At 47.2% G+C, this 15,662-nt stretch carries 14 protein-coding genes and 1 pseudogene; 8 read left to right on the top strand and 7 right to left on the bottom strand.

The genetic code is table 11. From position 1 onward, the window contains the following. The first annotated feature begins 70 nt into the window (after positions 1-70). Positions 71-973, top strand: coding sequence for a sensor domain-containing diguanylate cyclase (locus AC3AP5_RS12525; RefSeq protein ID WP_006954517.1), 903 nt, complete (start codon positions 71-73; stop codon positions 971-973). On the opposite strand, the gene AC3AP5_RS12520 is transcribed toward AC3AP5_RS12525, so the two are convergent. Continuing rightward, positions 970-1,266, bottom strand: a complete 297-nt coding sequence (locus AC3AP5_RS12520; RefSeq protein WP_006954518.1) for a hypothetical protein — start codon at positions 1,264-1,266, stop codon at positions 970-972. The two genes, AC3AP5_RS12525 and AC3AP5_RS12520, sit on opposite strands and share 4 nt — an antisense overlap. Positions 1,267-1,373: 107 nt before the next feature. On the opposite strand from AC3AP5_RS12520, the gene AC3AP5_RS12515 reads away from it, so the two are divergent. Next, on the top strand, positions 1,374-4,517 hold the full coding sequence (locus tag AC3AP5_RS12515; protein WP_006954519.1) for a DUF3427 domain-containing protein: 3,144 nt from the start codon (positions 1,374-1,376) through the stop codon (positions 4,515-4,517). Positions 4,518-4,565: 48 nt separating this feature from the next. On the opposite strand, the gene AC3AP5_RS12510 is transcribed toward AC3AP5_RS12515, so the two are convergent. From AC3AP5_RS12510 to AC3AP5_RS12485, 6 genes are all read right to left on the bottom strand, one after another. After that, positions 4,566-5,291 carry a hypothetical protein gene (locus AC3AP5_RS12510; protein ID WP_487326808.1) on the bottom strand — a complete coding sequence of 242 codons (726 nt, stop codon included), beginning with the start codon at positions 5,289-5,291 and terminating at the stop codon, positions 4,566-4,568. Between the two features lie 308 nt (positions 5,292-5,599). Continuing rightward, positions 5,600-5,854 (bottom strand): hypothetical protein, encoded by a 255-nt coding sequence (locus tag AC3AP5_RS12505; RefSeq protein ID WP_006954521.1) that lies wholly within the window; start codon positions 5,852-5,854, stop codon positions 5,600-5,602. Next, complete coding sequence (locus AC3AP5_RS12500; RefSeq protein WP_006954522.1) at positions 5,851-6,570, bottom strand: hypothetical protein; 720 nt, start codon at positions 6,568-6,570, stop codon at positions 5,851-5,853. The genes AC3AP5_RS12505 and AC3AP5_RS12500 overlap by 4 nt, the downstream gene beginning before the upstream one ends. A gap of 42 nt (positions 6,571-6,612) precedes the next feature. Further along, positions 6,613-6,891: a site-specific integrase gene (locus AC3AP5_RS12495; protein WP_006954523.1), complete on the bottom strand. Its 279-nt coding sequence runs from the start codon at positions 6,889-6,891 to the stop codon at positions 6,613-6,615. 208 nt (positions 6,892-7,099) lie between these two features. After that, positions 7,100-8,209 (bottom strand): hypothetical protein, encoded by a 1,110-nt coding sequence (locus tag AC3AP5_RS12490; protein WP_006954524.1) that lies wholly within the window; start codon positions 8,207-8,209, stop codon positions 7,100-7,102. Positions 8,210-8,238: 29 nt separating this feature from the next. Continuing rightward, a complete protein-coding gene (locus AC3AP5_RS12485; protein ID WP_487326807.1) occupies positions 8,239-8,481 on the bottom strand; it encodes a helix-turn-helix domain-containing protein in 243 nt (80 codons plus the stop codon). Between the two features lie 72 nt (positions 8,482-8,553). On the opposite strand from AC3AP5_RS12485, the gene AC3AP5_RS12480 reads away from it, so the two are divergent. From AC3AP5_RS12480 to AC3AP5_RS12455, 6 genes and pseudogenes are all read left to right on the top strand, one after another. Further along, a complete protein-coding gene (locus AC3AP5_RS12480) occupies positions 8,554-9,357 on the top strand; it encodes a hypothetical protein (RefSeq protein ID WP_006954526.1) in 804 nt (267 codons plus the stop codon). A gap of 86 nt (positions 9,358-9,443) precedes the next feature. Further along, positions 9,444-10,001, top strand: a complete 558-nt coding sequence (locus AC3AP5_RS12475; RefSeq protein WP_487326806.1) for a hypothetical protein — start codon at positions 9,444-9,446, stop codon at positions 9,999-10,001. Next, positions 9,973-12,027 carry an McrB family protein gene (locus AC3AP5_RS12470; RefSeq protein ID WP_242603642.1) on the top strand — a complete coding sequence of 685 codons (2,055 nt, stop codon included), beginning with the start codon at positions 9,973-9,975 and terminating at the stop codon, positions 12,025-12,027. Before AC3AP5_RS12475 ends, AC3AP5_RS12470 begins: the two co-directional genes overlap by 29 nt. Beyond that, complete coding sequence (locus tag AC3AP5_RS12465) at positions 12,027-13,328, top strand: McrC family protein (protein ID WP_006954529.1); 1,302 nt, start codon at positions 12,027-12,029, stop codon at positions 13,326-13,328. Before AC3AP5_RS12470 ends, AC3AP5_RS12465 begins: the two co-directional genes overlap by 1 nt. A 218-nt stretch (positions 13,329-13,546) precedes the next feature. After that, positions 13,547-15,109 carry a type I restriction-modification system subunit M gene (locus tag AC3AP5_RS12460; RefSeq protein ID WP_487326805.1) on the top strand — a complete coding sequence of 521 codons (1,563 nt, stop codon included), beginning with the start codon at positions 13,547-13,549 and terminating at the stop codon, positions 15,107-15,109. Continuing rightward, positions 15,109-15,657, top strand: a pseudogene (locus AC3AP5_RS12455) (restriction endonuclease subunit S); the annotation flags it as partial. The gene AC3AP5_RS12460 and the pseudogene AC3AP5_RS12455, both read left to right, overlap by 1 nt. Between the last annotated feature and the right edge of the window lie 5 nt (positions 15,658-15,662).

Here is a 15,662-nt window from a genome sequence, read left to right as displayed (position 1 = left end):
AGACAGACGGGCTAATCTAAGCAAACATAAGGTTTTAGAACAATCATACTAACAAAATCTAAGGCGGCTTATGAATAAACCTGCATTTGCAGCCCTTGCAGAATATATGGATCTGCTCCTTGATGCCATTTGCGTTGTGGATCCAGACCACCGCTTTAGTTACCTCAGCCCAGGCGCCAAACGCGTATTTGGTTATGAGCCTGAAGAAATGATTGGCCGTTCAATGTTTGACTTTATGCACCCGGATCATCATGCCGAGACGCTGTTGCGTGCCGAGCAGGTCAATAATGGAGGGGACGTGCTACATTTTGAAAATCGCTACATACACAAAGACGGCTCTGTAATTTATTTGCACTGGACAGCACGCTGGTCCGAAAAAGACCAAATGCGTATTGGTGTGGCACGCGATGTCACTGCACAGCGAGCGTTGGAACACGAACGCGAAGCACTGATCGAGCGGCTAGAGCACATGGCGCTCACCGACTCCCTGACTCAACTCCCTAACCGGGCGTTATTTTATGACCGCGTGCGTACCGCACAAGCGCGTGCAGAGCGTGATGCCGGCGGGCTAGGTATACTCTACCTCGATCTCGATAAGTTCAAAGCGGTTAACGACCATTACGGTCATGCTACGGGCGATGAACTATTAAAAGCAGTCGCCACTCGGATTCAATCCGCGATCCGTAATACCGATACCGCAGCACGCTTGGGTGGAGACGAGTTTGTGGTGTTGGTGGATGCTTCGCATACCCGACAACTCGATAGTGCGATTGATAAGGTGGTTAATAAGATCCAGGCTGCATTAAAGCCACCCCACATCATGAAGCATGGATCGTTAGCCATTACTACCAGCATTGGCGTGGCCATGTGGCCGGAACACGGTCATAGCATTGAGCAACTACTACATCACGCCGATCAAGCCATGTATAACGCCAAACGGCGAGGAGGAAACTCGGCAAGCATCATCTGCTAATGCATCGTGTGTTCGTAGCGCGCCTCAATCTGACGTGCAGGCAAATCACCACCCACAATCGGCTTCAACGCGCGCTGCACTTCGGGCACTAACGCGGCCAAAGCCGCTAGCATAGATGACTCACTGACATACTCATCAAACACCAAGGTCACCACTAATCTCTGTGGAAAACGCTGATAGTTCACCTCGTGCGTGAGCCACACGAAGCCCTCATGCTCAACCTTGGCATCCTCGCAGACCTCGGTCAGCGCTCGAATAATGTCACGTTCGGTGTGTTTGTGTTTTGGGGGCATGGTTGGTCGCTATGCAAAAATGATGAGTTCATTCTAACCATCTTGCCCAAGCCCGACAAACCTGGCATCTTGAGATGCTTAAGTATTGGGCTCAAAGGACCATGGTAATGAAAAAGGGATTTTACGAGCTACTCAAAAGCGAAGAGCTACAGGAAGCTATTGATCAGTCGGGCTATACAGAGGTAAGCGAGGAGCTTGACCTCACCACCAGCAGTCGCCATTTAGCAGAAGTTCTAACTGAACAAATCGCCCAAGCGCTCTCTGAGCTCACTACCCAAACTCAAGAAAATGAGTCTGCTAACGATGCCAGGTTAAGACGGCAAATCGAAGTTCTTAATGAAGTGTTACTCACTGCTCGACAGCTCAGCCAAACTGAGACGAACACACCGACTTACTTAAATCCACCTTCAGTCTTGCGTGCTCTGCATTCTCCTGATCAGCCATTAAGTTTACCGCAAATAGGTATGTCGCAACCTTGGTTGTTTACATCAGGAAAAGACTCGCCAGGATTACTCAATGAGTTACAAGCGGAGCTTTCGCACTGCAATCACGTTGATATTTTGATGAGTTTTATCACCATGTCAGGTATACGAAAAATCATTAATATCCTCAAGGAAATTACCGCAGTAGACGCCGAACAACGTTCGCAGACCAGCATAAGAATTATAACCACGACGTACATCGGCGCGACTGAACAGTCCGCAGTCGATATGTTAGCTCAACTACCCAATTGCCAGGTTAAAGTGTCTTTGGATGGACGCCGTACTCGTTTACACGCAAAAGCATGGATATTTGAGCGAGACACAGGGTTTGGTTCCGCTTACGTCGGTAGTGCAAACCTCTCTAAAGCGGCACTGATGGGGGGCTTAGAGTGGACGGTTAAGTTCACCGAACAGGGTCAGAAGCAATTATATCAACGCGCCCGTGCGCACTTCGAAACACTTTGGCAGGATGAAGAGTTTCAACTTTACGATCCTAATAATGAAACACACAAAGCTGAACTCAAAAAAGCACTGACGCGCGAGAGCGGCAAGCCAGAATACAATGCCGATATCATTACCACTTTCTTTGACATTCGGCCTAAACCATTCCAACAGATTATCCTCGATCAACTACAAAATGAGCGAGACCACGGACGTTACAAAAACTTGTTAGTCTCAGCGACCGGTACGGGTAAAACCGTTATGGCCGCTTTAGATTATCGGCGGATCTGCTCACAAGAAGGCGGACAGCCTCGATTATTGTTTGTTGCTCATCGAGAACAGATTTTACAGCAGTCTCTACAAGTATTTCGTCACGTTTTACGAGACTCTAATTTTGGTGAGTTACTCTCGGGAAACCACCAACCTGACTCTGACTCGCATCTGTTTGCCACGATACAAACACTGAATTCGCGCGATTACACAACACGACACGATGAAAACTATTGGAATATGGTCATTATCGATGAGTGTCATCATATTGAAGCGGCCTCATTCCAGCGCATCACAGAAGCACTAACGCCTAAATACCTACTCGGTTTAACTGCAACGCCAGAGCGTGCGGACGGATTGAATATCATGCGTCATTTCGATCCCCGACCTGATGGTTCACCTGCTGTACAGTTGCGTTTATGGCATGCGCTAGAACAGCAACTGTTAGCGCCATTTGAATATTATGCATGCGACGACGGAGTTAACTATCGAGGTATAAATTGGCGCTCAGCTAATGAACGCTCACAGCTTGATAACCTATTATCTGAAAGTGATATAAGAGCACTTGCAGTCCTTCGAGCTTGGCAAGAACACGTGAACAACATCAGCGACTGTCGAGCGCTGGCATTCTGTGTTTCAGTGCAGCATGCCCAGTTCATGACTCACTACTTCTGTGATAAGGGCGTTAAAGCCAAGCTACTCACCGGCGAAACCCCACAAAGTCAACGCGAACAAATCAAAAGAGAGCTAGAGCAGCGAGACATTAATATCATCGTAACCGTTGACCTCTTTAATGAGGGAGTCGATTTACCCTATGTCGATACGCTCCTTTTACTGCGACCAACACAAAGTGTGTCGCTATTCCAACAGCAAATTGGGCGAGGATTACGATTATTCGAGGGTAAAGAGAGTTGTCTCATCCTCGACTTTGTAGGTCAATACGATACTCATTTCCGGTTCGATATTTTATACAGTGCGATTACAGGATTAAGTAAAAAAGAAGTTCTCGACGGTGTGGAAAATGGATTTTCGCGCTTACCGCCCGGTTGTTATTTGCAAATGAATCGGCAAGCGCGTCAGCAAATCCTGACCAATTTACGGCAAACAATCAATCTAAGCTGGAATCGCCTAAGGCAAGAACTTGTCCAATATCAACTGCGCCACCCACAAGACGAAATAAAATTAACGGATTTCGTTAATGATCAAGCGATTGAGTTAACTGACATTTACCGTAAAGGTAGCGGGCAAACCGCATCGGGCTGGACACGCCTCAAGCGTGATGCAGAAATTATCTCACCCGCATTTACTGCACAAGAAACGTCAATCAATCGACGCTTTAAAGATGTACTGCATCTCGATGACCCTGACTATATTGATGTTATTAGAAAGCTTGGACAACACGTCAGTATTTCACCAACCTCACCCCAATATAAAAGAGCGTTGATGTTTACATATCAGGTAAAAGGCGGTCGCTCTACACAGTCTGTTGCCGAGCTACAAACAGAACTCAATGAATGTCCTGAACTTGCAAAAGAGCTCATCGAGCTCAGTGATGCCTTGGACGCACGGACTAATCAAAGCTTTTATGAAATACCGGGCATTAAGTGGACCGGCTTGAAGCTACACAGTAGCTACAAAATTAGAGAGATATTAACCGCATTTGAATACTATACTGAGACCCGCTACAGCCCTTTCCAAGCTGGCGTGTGGCGCGACTTCGAACGGAAAATTGAAGCTTTGTTCGTAACCTTAGATAAATCAAATGCATTGCATGAAGGCGTCGAGTACAACGACTACGCAATAAGCCCCGAGCTATTTCATTGGCAATCTCAAAATACGACAGGGCCAGCAACAGCAGCGGGACTCCGCTATATACAAGGAGCTGAAGAAGGCTGGCAGTTTCAACTGTTCGTGCGTTTGAACAAGGACTCTCCTTATAGACCTTGTGGGCCTGTGGAATTTGTTAAACACGAAGGCGCTGCCCCAATGAGCATCACATGGCGCCTTGCACACCCTTTACCTGCTCATCTATTTCAAGAATTTTCGGTAGTTAGGTGATGGTGTGGTTGGTGAGTTTGGGCGGAGTCGCGCCAAAGGCGCGACAAATCAAACCAACCGCAAGTCCGGTCCTTGTTTATGCGGATTGGGAAAGTCACCTTCTTTGGTTCCCGGGATAGGACCGTCGCAGAGTCCTTTCGCATACCGGTACAGGTTGTCGTATAAGAATCGTTCAAGAGGTACAAACTCCGCACTTTTACGGCGTTGTTTGTTCACTCGTTTTGCTTCTTGATTAAGCATTTCACAAAAGTGCCAGGCGTGTTCGCTATCGAATAGGCGTGGTTTAACATCGCGTTTATAAGCTTCTAGCCAAAGCTTTGCATCGGCTAGATGGCCGTTAATGCTCATATCTAAGTTGCGATGGTATTCTGCTACCGGTTTCGTGTTAAATTGCCGCACGACTTCAGCAATTTGTGGATCTGTTCGCACAAAATCACCCATACGAAACCACGCCAAAATATGCTCTAACCATAACGCATCAAAATCCCGCGCAATTTCAGTCCAGACCGGTTTTAATACGTAGGGCATGACAATGCTATAGCGGCTATAAGATTCCATCGCAAACACCAACCAACAAAGCTCATCGCGCACGACATGAAATTGCCAGCCACATTGCACGCTGTTTGTTACCACTGGCTGTACACCAGGGTTTTCTCCGTTCACATCAGTAAGCCGGGGCAATTCCAGTTTACATAGCTTGGTGAGTTGATTTGAGATACTGAATTTGAGCTTCATCTGCTTTACTGATAGCTTGAAGAAAAGAAAAACCGCCAAGGTTTCGCGTTACCCTCTCGAGCACTAAGCGTGGCGGCTATGTTGCGTTCTATTTTACGCTCAAGTTGCGAATATGCAATGTACTGTCAAAGGCTCGACAAATGCATATACATAGATTTTAGTCATTGAAACTTGCATTAACCGGCCTATATGCAAGATTTGACCTATGAAACTTGTATATAGATTTGCTTATCCAAGATTGGCAGGATTTGCACTTCGTTTCACATTCACTCTTGCCAAGCAAGTCATCTACTATGGTATACTTCACACTGAAAGTGTTAGCCCCTCGTATATCTGTATCCGATCTGTCAATAGAAAATCAACTGGTCATACCACATAAGCATCCCAAATGTTTTATCATTACTTATAGTAAGAGCAGGATCGTTCGGATTGCGAAGTTTTACACTTCTAAAAACCCTGCCTCCCGCTGGATAACTGTACTGATGAGTCAACTGACGATTCAGGTGCCAGCGCTCTGCAAGACAGAGATAACTGGGTAATCCAGAAATAGGGATCTCGGAAAAACTATTGGAAACCTCGCCTTTTTGGCGAGGTTTTTTCATTTTTGGCGTTTCTTTTTTGCTTTTTTATAGCTTTTCTTGGCTCGCTTTTTTGCCTTCCCTTCAAACGGCTTTCGGTTAGCGAATACATTATTTGCAATAACGAAAAACGGTTTTCCTTTGTCCTTGGAGTTTAACAAGTGCACGCGAAAGTCATCTCCATCTATCAAAAATGCGGTTTCTATAACCATTGACAGCTGACGAGCACTTAGCTTATGTAATTTGAAAATGACTACGAAGCACTCTTTTTGTTGCGGCCCGTGCTCGAACTCAAATAACGCTGTTAAACAACTTCTGTCATCGTCTCGGTTAGCTAAAACGCATAGCTTGGCTGGACCGGCTTCAAGTGCATCGACAAAATCAGGTATGTTGAGACTCGACTGATATTTCTCTTCGCAAAAAGCGCGTACATCTGATGACACAACTGGATTACCATCATCGCCTTTTTTGATCTTATTTGGTGCATCCTCATGATGCTCATATCTAATTATTAATCGTCCGGTCTGTCTTAGGATGTTACGGTCTTCCTCCGGTTTTAGGGCACGACTGTATACATGGTTGGTTGGTCGGACAAAAACTTCAACAGTATCCGTTCTTCCATCCTCGAAGTGAAAATTCGGAATAGTGACGACGAGATCCCACAGGTGTTCAAGCGAATAAGACGCCTCTCTACCATCTTCGACAATCTTTATATCACTGACTCCATCATGGATCGTCACAATAGCTTCCCTACCTTCATGTATTCCAATGATCTTATGCGGCTATAGTTTACCATCAAACCCTACCCAAACCAGCGGCTCAATTACATCAGCAATCCTCTGATGCGCCTGCCGCCGTTCTTCGTAGTAATCATAACGGTCATAAATACCTTCCACGCCTTTCAGACTATGGTTTATGGCCCGCTCACCAACAGCACCACTGAAACCTAATGCTGACACTTGGCTGCGGAAAGTGCGTCGTAAATCGTGCACGGTAAAATGCGCGATATCACCCATCAAATTAGGGCCGGGTCGTTTGCGGCCTTGTTCGTTGCCACACATTTTGTTGATTACACGATTAATGCCGTCGTCGTGGACGAATCATTAAACCGCTAGGAGATGGTTGGGATAGGCGGAGTCGCGCCAAAGGCGCGACCTACTCGATGTTTTGGATCTGAATATTTATAAACTACTTATGTATATGATAGTTATGACGAATGATTGAAATAGGCGTTGCATTGTCACCATTTTAGTCACCAATCAAACAGCTTCAGATGAAGTCTTCGCCATGATATTCAACTTGGTCTTCGTTCAAGACTGCATGTCTGTAATGCAAGAGGCTGTTAGGTACCGGGTGGGTTGGCTCGGGACATAAGTATCGCATCGACTGAACGCTTTCTAAAGCATGCAAATTCAATCTGTCTACTATCCAAACGCCTGAAACACCTCTTTTACTTAGCTGCTGCTCTCTCAACTGCCAAAAACCATCATTTGCCCGGTAAACACTACTATCCCAAGCCCTCATCGTCGAAGTTCCGTAGAGAGCATCTACATTATCGTCCTCTATTCTGCCTGGGAGATCTATCGTTTGCACAGCAATAATAAACGGTTTATCGAGTTCACCATATCGCTTTGATTTTTTGCCTAGCTTTCTTATTAATGATGTCTTTCTGTCTAAAACGCCACCTTGTATCGAACCCATGCCGATTAAGCGATTCTCTCTAATATCTTCTTGATTCTGACGTATTGGGAGGGCCTCAACCTTTATGGTCAGGCCGCGATCCTCCCACTCTGTTCTGGGCAGGCTTTCTGGAGCAGTTCTTAAAGTTTTCTCACACACTTCAAAATCGAGATTATCAAGCCAACGATGAATATGATTAGCGGCCTGAACAGCACTAGGCGGAACAGCAGGCTCTCCCTCATATGAGATACCAATCATAAAATTGGGGTGTGGTCGTTGATCCAGTTCTAAAAGAAAATCTTCGATTTGTCGATTCGTTGGTAACCCACTGGCATTCATAACTACTGACGCTTCAATATAAAACTGTTCACCATTCTGGTCAGTAACTAAAAAGTCTGGTCGACGACCATTGTCGTTAGGCAAGACTGGATGTATCTCGAGATGAAAGCCGCGCTCAAGCATCTGAGATGCTAGATATAGTTCAAAAATGACGGAGTAAAAATGTTCGCTTTCACCACTTTGAAATTTAGCCTTTAACTCTTCACGCTCACACTCATCGGGAAAGTTCCTGAACCACCGCTCTATAAGCGACCGCGATGCGGCTATTTCCTCACTAGCACTTCGATTGTAAAGCGCGTATAGAGACTCTCGCGGAAGCAACGGACGACTATCAGTGCGTTCATAATCATCAAATAACATGTTACCGACTCCTTTCGATCCGACTTGAATTATCCGAGCGGCCCTCGCACTACTTTTATGGCATCCTCTGGTTTCAAGCCAAGGCACTCACAATACTGAATAAACTCAACTAAGTCTAACCGTCGCTCTCCCTGCTCGACCTTGCCCACAAAGGAGTGAGGAACTCCCAGCTTTACTGCCAGATCACGCATAGTGAGGCCTTGGTCGCATCTGGCTTTTTTGAGCCAGGCAACTAAGCGCTGATGTTGTGGGCTATGAAGTGTCTTGTGCATTGTCCCATTCTTAGGTACAAGTAGCGTTGTACCCAATTCGGGAACAAGGCTGAGCTAAGGAGGGAAACATCAATGAGCTATGGGTATGAGCCTGCGGTTTGGAAAGAACAAGCAAGAGAGCATTGGGCTGAGTTTCAACCAACACGGTTTCGTGAATTACATGAAGCGGGCAAGCTGGAAGATGCGCTTGATTATGCAGTGGAACAAACTTGGCGGGAAATGAAGAGCCTCATAGACTCGGGAGTCCCTGCGCACGAAGCATGGGTAATGGTGCGGGAAAACTATTTATTCTTACCGGAAGAGCCTGGTTTATGTGACGATGAGTACGAAAATACACCATTCGATGACATTATGAATGAGGTTCACCAGATATTGAATGAGGACTATCAGCGCCAACGTGAAGAGTGGCAAAAGGAATTTAAACAAAAAGCCGCTCAAACCGAAGAAGCAATTCAAATGATACCCGGTACTAACCAAGTCTCTTCACCAATAGACTGGCTGAATTTAGCTCGTTGGATACTGATGCTTCCGGTGGCGGTGACAGCTGCATATCTTGCTAGCCAACTAGCGCTGATATTGACAAGCATTGGAATGGCTAGCGATGGCTATTCTACTGCATCCTTTTGGGGACAGTTTTATCGCGTAACGACTGAGAATATAGCGTTAGGCGCAGTACTTATACTCGCTGGATCTGCAATCGCACCAACACACAAACACATGGTCGCAATTTCATTAGCAGTAGCTTCCTTGCTACTTACAGGATTTCTAGTATACCCAATGCTAGCCTTACGTGATTATTGGGCGTTGTGGGGTACTTTCTGTTTATTAGCTGCATTATTGTTAAGCACCGTTTCAGTTTATCGACGTCATCACTAACTTGCAGATGAATACGTAACAGGGGTATTTTATTGATTAATTGTTAGCGATAAGACAAGGTGATCACCCTAATAACCGAAAGGACTATGATGAGCAGCGGAGCGCACAATAAATTAATCGGCCAAATTGGTGAAAATCTCGTGGCCGCCAAACTTGGCACGTTGGGTTACTACGCATCACCTTATGCTGGGAATGTGCCCGGCTTCGATCTTACCGCAGTCGATAGCAAAACCTTATCGTCATTTCCCGTGCAAGTTAAATGCAGCACTGGCAACACACTGGTTCACTCTCAAATAGACCGTTGGGTTGAAACGCATATCGATTCAACAGGCAAATACTCTTTCGGTGAATTAATTCGGCTCGACCACCCGAATATGCTTTGGATCATGGTTAATCTACCCCATGGTCAGATTGAGAATGCCCGCTACTTTATTTGCCGTGAATCTGATATTCAGAAGCTGGCTGTCGAACGCTTTATTGCCTTTATTAAGCGTCATAATTACCGGCGCCCCAACGGCGGCAACTCAAAACAAGCCATACTAACTCTCAAAGAACTTGGTAGATATGAAGATAATTGGTCGCTCATTGCGCCAGCTAGCAAGACTGTAACAACTCATGATGGAAGGGAATCAAATGACTTATAGCTCAAATGGATTCAAAACCTTTCTCCGCAATGAGCGGAAATCCAATGGCGAGGCATATTCAAATAATACGGTTAGCCAGTATGTCTCAGCTGTAAATAGAGCCGCACACCATGCAGGTTTTGATTTGTGGTCCTCTCAAAGCGAAGAAGTCGATAACTTTGTGCAAAAGTTTGAACCGGGTCATGAATTTGAAGAGTTCGGCGCGCAAGGTAACAACACGGTCATATCTGCTTTGCGATTATTAAAAAGATACTTTGCCAGTAGCAACAGTTATTTACTCACGTGGAATCCCGAAAAATATCACGTTGGCGGTAATTCAGGCGTTGAACTGGGGAACGAACAACAGTGGAGTTGCAATAGCACCAAACCACAAGTGGGAGATCGTGTTTACCTCATGCAAGTAGGTGTTGAACCAAGGGGAATTATTGCAGCTGGTATCGTTACTCAGGAGTCTTTTGAAGACAAAGATTGGGGTGATGAAACCAAAACAAGAAAATATATAAAGTTCAAACCAGTAGCCGTACGGAACACCCCTGAAGCTGGTCAACAGATCTTGAACCAGCTGAATCAACTATCCCAAGAAACCGGCATTAATTATAGCTGGAGCCCCCAAAGTTCTGGCATCAGCATTCCAAATAAAATATCCGATAAATTGGCGAGTTATTGGTTTATTGAAGATAGCTTGGTTGAGGAGATATCAATGACCAACAACAGCACCACACAAGTATCTCAGCCTCTCAATCAAATCCTATTCGGCCCACCTGGCACCGGGAAAACGTTCACAACCATTGAGCGCGCGGTGCGAGCTGCAGAGCCAAATTTCAGTTGGGCCAACCGAGATGAGCTAAAAGCAAAGTACCAAGAACTCATTCGCGAAGGGCGCATTCGGTTCGTCACCTTTCACCAAAGCTTTAGTTACGAAGACTTTGTGGAGGGGCTTACCGCACATACTGATGATGAAAAGTTAGTCTATGAAAAGCGACTCGGGATTTTCCGTCAAATCGTCAGAGATGCGAAGGAGCACCAGAACACAGAAGTGAAGAACCCTACTAATTCATTTAGTGATTGTTGGGATGCTTTTTTAACGGAATTTGAAGATCATCCAGAGGGTGTTCAAATCTCGATGAAGCGGTCCAAATTCATCATCACAGAAGTAGACGGAAATACTATTAGGTTTGATAAAAACCAAGGTGATTCTGTTAATACCTTATCTGTCAGCACCCTGGAGGCGATATTTAATGGTGAACGCAGGTTTAATGGGGGGTTAAAACCTTACTATCAATCGCTCATATCGCATCTTGAGTCTCTGGGTGAGCAACTGGACAAGAAAGCTGTTAAGCGCCAGAACTACGTGCTCATCATCGATGAAATCAATCGCGGTAACATCTCACGGATTTTTGGTGAGTTGATCACACTAATCGAACCCTCTAAGCGCTCTGGTACTACCGAAGCGCTAGAGGTCACGCTTCCACTGACTGGCGATCGGTTCTCTGTGCCCGATAACCTTTACATCATCGGTACAATGAACACTGCCGACCGCTCACTTGCTGGGCTCGATTTGGCTTTGCGTCGTCGCTTCGATTTCATTGAGATGCCTCCCCTTCCTGAAGAGCTAAAAGGGGTTAGCGTTGACGGCATTAATGTTGAAAAGATGCTCGACGTTATCAACCGCCGAATTACGGCACTACTCGATAAAGACCACTGTATTGGCCATGCCTATTTTATTCACTTGAAAGATAGATCAGACGTTGCCTTAACCGACCTCGCTGAGATTTTTAAGCAGAAGATCATTCCGCTGCTTCAGGAATACTTCTTTGAAGATTGGCAGCGCATCCGTTGGGTATTGAATGACCAAAGCAAAGCCTCAGCAAATGCATTTATCGTAAAAGATGATGCGATTAATTTTGATGAGCTGTTCCCCGGCGATGTGCAGCTAAACTCGCGTGACCGGTGGCGATTGAATGAGTCTGCTTTTGAACAGGCGACATCTTACAAACGGATATATGAAGTAGGTAGTGCTGAGTAATGACGTCAACGGTTGTCGTTCGCGAATACGCCTATTTGACCACTGCATCGGTAGCGGCGAACACTCTTGATCGCGCACATATTAGCGAGTCGGCGTTTCGCTGGCTCGTTGAACTTGGGCAGCAGTTTCGACGCAATGGCCTCCCGTTATTTGAACTTGATAGTCAGAAGCTTCTTCGTTTGGATAATTACGTCGGCGTACTTGAGTCACCCTGCGGAACAGTGATTGAGGTGCTACCGAAGCACACCACAGAACAAACTTCGGCGGCCGAGGCTCGCGCTTTGCTTAAACGGCTAATCAAAACCTCGACGCAGCTCTCAGTGCGTGAGGCCGACTTTGCCGATGTTGAGCGATTTGAAATACCGATTCGCGAATGGCTTATCACTTGTTTTTTGGGCGAGCTGGAAGTTCTGCTCAAGCGAGGTCTGCAGTTCGATTACCAAGTTCGAGAGGAAGAAGCACGCTTCTTACGCGGCCAGCTGGATATCGCAAAACAACTGCGCCAGCCCCCCGGAAAAGCGCATGTATTTAATATCCGCCATGACTTGTTTTTACCGGATAGACCAGAGAACCGCCTTATTAAATCTGCACTTGTTACTGTGTGCTCAGCCACTCAAGACAACGACAACTGGCGGTTAGCACACGAGATAATCTCACAGCTCCTTCAGTTGCCCGAATCATCGGATATTAGGGCTGACTTCAAGTCTTGGTCAACAGACCGCTTACTGACGCATTACCGCCCGATTAAGCCTTGGTGTGAGTTTATCCTCAACCAACATGTTCCACTTTCTGTCTCTGGTGGCTGGCGCGGAATAAGCATGCTCTTCCCAATGGAAAAGCTGTTTGAGAACTATGTTGCTGAACAGCTTCGACGAGCGATTGGCAGCAAGGGTACAGTTAGGACGCAACTTGCTACTGAGTACCTTTGCCAACATAAGGGTAAAGGAGTTTTCAAATTACGACCGGATATTGAGGTTGTTATTGGTGACCAGCGATGGATCATGGATACCAAGTGGAAGCTGCTTGATGTAGATAACGGTGGTCAGACCTATGGGTTGAGTGAGAAAGATTTTTATCAGATGTTGGCCTATGGATCTAAATTATTACATTCTCAAGGAGACTTGGTGTTGATATACCCTGCATGGAAAAATTTTCCAAGCAACGAGAACATTTCACCATTTGAGTTTGATAATCAGACGACACTTTTGGTAACCAGCTTCAACTTAAACGATAATACTCGAACTAATGATTGTCGGTGGAACCTGACGTTGGCGGAATCATTTGCACAGGTGCACAATTGAGTAGACCATCTGCCATACGAGGCATCAATTTACTGACGGTTAGAACCATACTCAGTCAGTAAGCCTAGAATTTGAAACTCGGATCATCTTGACCGGATATGAGCGTGCAAATAATTTCATTAGAATATAGTTACAATTAATAGAATGACTTTTTGATATTATCGTAGATTGAAAAGCTGAAAGCTTATCAATAATCAGCTTTTATTTAGGGGTATATAGTGGTTAAAGGAAATGCAGCAAAGCGCTTATGGGCAGCAGCTGACCAGTTATGGGCGAATACCGGTCTTAAACCGGCTGAGTTCTCGGCACCTGTGCTGGGGCTCATCTTCCTGAAGTACGCCGACAAGAAGTACTCAGCCGCCGAGGAGAAGCTCGGGCCGGTGGGCTCCGGTGGCCGACGCAAGGTGAGCAAGGATGACTATCTTGCCGAGGGAGTGATCTTCCTCCCTGAGACCGCCCGCTTCTCGCACCTGCTGTCGCTCACCGAGGGCGACAATATCGGCAAGGCTATCAACGATGCCATGAAGGCCATCGAGGACGAAAACCCCGACCTCAAAGGTGCCCTGCCGCGCACCTACACGCGCCTGGAGAACTGGGTGCTGCAGGAACTGCTCAAGCAGCTCGCTCCGGTTGATCTGTCAGGAGACGCCTTCGGCAAGGTCTACGAGTACTTCCTGGGCAACTTCGCCCTGAAGGAAGGTCAGAAAGGCGGTGTCTTCTACACGCCCGAGTCCATCGTCAAGCTGATCGTTGAGATCATCGAGCCCTATCACGGTCGCATCTTCGATCCGGCTTGTGGGTCAGGTGGCATGTTCGTCCACTCGGCGGACTTCGTGGAGCGCCACCACAAGACGGCCATGGACGAAATCTCGATTTTCGGCACCGAGAAGGATCGGACCACCGTCAACCTCAACAAGATGAACCTCGCGGTGCATGGCCTCTCCGGCGATGTGCGGGTGTCCAACACCTACTATGAGGATCCTCACGGGGCGGTCTACAAGAACGGTGACGGCTTCTTCGACTTTGTGATGGCTAATCCCCCGTTCAACGTCTCGGGAGTGGATAAGGAGCGCTTGGAAGGCGACCCACGGTTCCCGTTCGGTGTGCCAAAGACCGATAACGCCAACTACCTCTGGATCCAGCTCTTCTACGCCTCGCTCAAGCCGACCGGGCGAGCTGGCTTTGTCATGGCCAACTCAGCGGGTGATGCCCGAGGCAGCGAGCAGGTGGTCCGTCAGAAGCTGATTGAGTCGGGTGCCGTAGATGTGATCGTCTCGGTGGGACCGAACTTCTTTTACACCGTCACGCTGCCCTGCACCTTGTGGTTTTTCGACCGGGCCAAGAGTGAGACCGAGCGCCGCGACAAAGTGTTGTTCATAGATGCTCGCCACATCTACAACCAGATCGACCGGGCGCACCGCGACTGGTTGCCGGAGCAGGTCGAGTTCCTAGCCAATATCGTCCGCCTTTACCGTGGCGAAGACGTCGAGCTGGATCAGGGCAGTGAGCCGCTGCTGGCCGAGAAGGGGCTAGCCGAGGGCTATGCCGATGTGCCTGGGCTCTGCAAGTTGGCGACTCGGGAAGAGATCGAAGCGCAGGGGTGGTCATTGAATCCTGGGCGCTATGTCGGGGCAGCTGCAAGAGACGCAGAGAATGTGGACTTTGCTGAGCGGCTGGAAGAGCTGGCTGAAGAACTAGAAGTGCTAAACGCTGAAGCAAGAGAGCTTGAAGACAAGATCTCAATGAACATCAGCGGAGTTCTGGGCGGAGGAGCTGCTTGATGACTTGGAACGAGTCGACGCTAGGTGACATCTGCGATGCTGGCCAAGGGATCATCAAAACGGGGCCTTTTGGATCTCAACTTCATCAGAGCGACTATTCCGATGCCGGAACCCCTGTGGTCATGCCAAAAGACATAGTCGGAGGACGGGTTTCTGAGTCTTCAATAGCTCGGGTTGCGGAGGAGCATGTGGAGCGCCTCTCTCACCACCAGCTTTACCCCGGCGATATTGTTTATGGCCGTAGGGGGGATATCGGGAGATGTGCTTTAGTAACACCCAGAGAAAGTGGCTGGCTATGTGGAACAGGCTGCTTGAGAATTCATCTTGGTAATGGCGAAGTCTCCCCCAAGTTCTTATTTTACTTCCTTAACAACCCGAGCACGGTAGATTGGATATACAACCAAGCCGTGGGCGCGACAATGCCGAATCTGAATACAAGCATACTCAGGTCGATTCCTGTCCGCTATCCTACTCGTGAAACGCAGGAGAGAATTGCCGCGTTCCTCTCCGCCTACGACGACCTCATCGAGAACAACACGCGCCGCATCGAGAT

Source organism: Idiomarina sp. D18 (genome assembly GCF_057748155.1).
The sequence above is the reverse complement of the archived record's forward strand: the minus strand, read 5'-3'. Positions and strand labels throughout refer to the sequence as shown.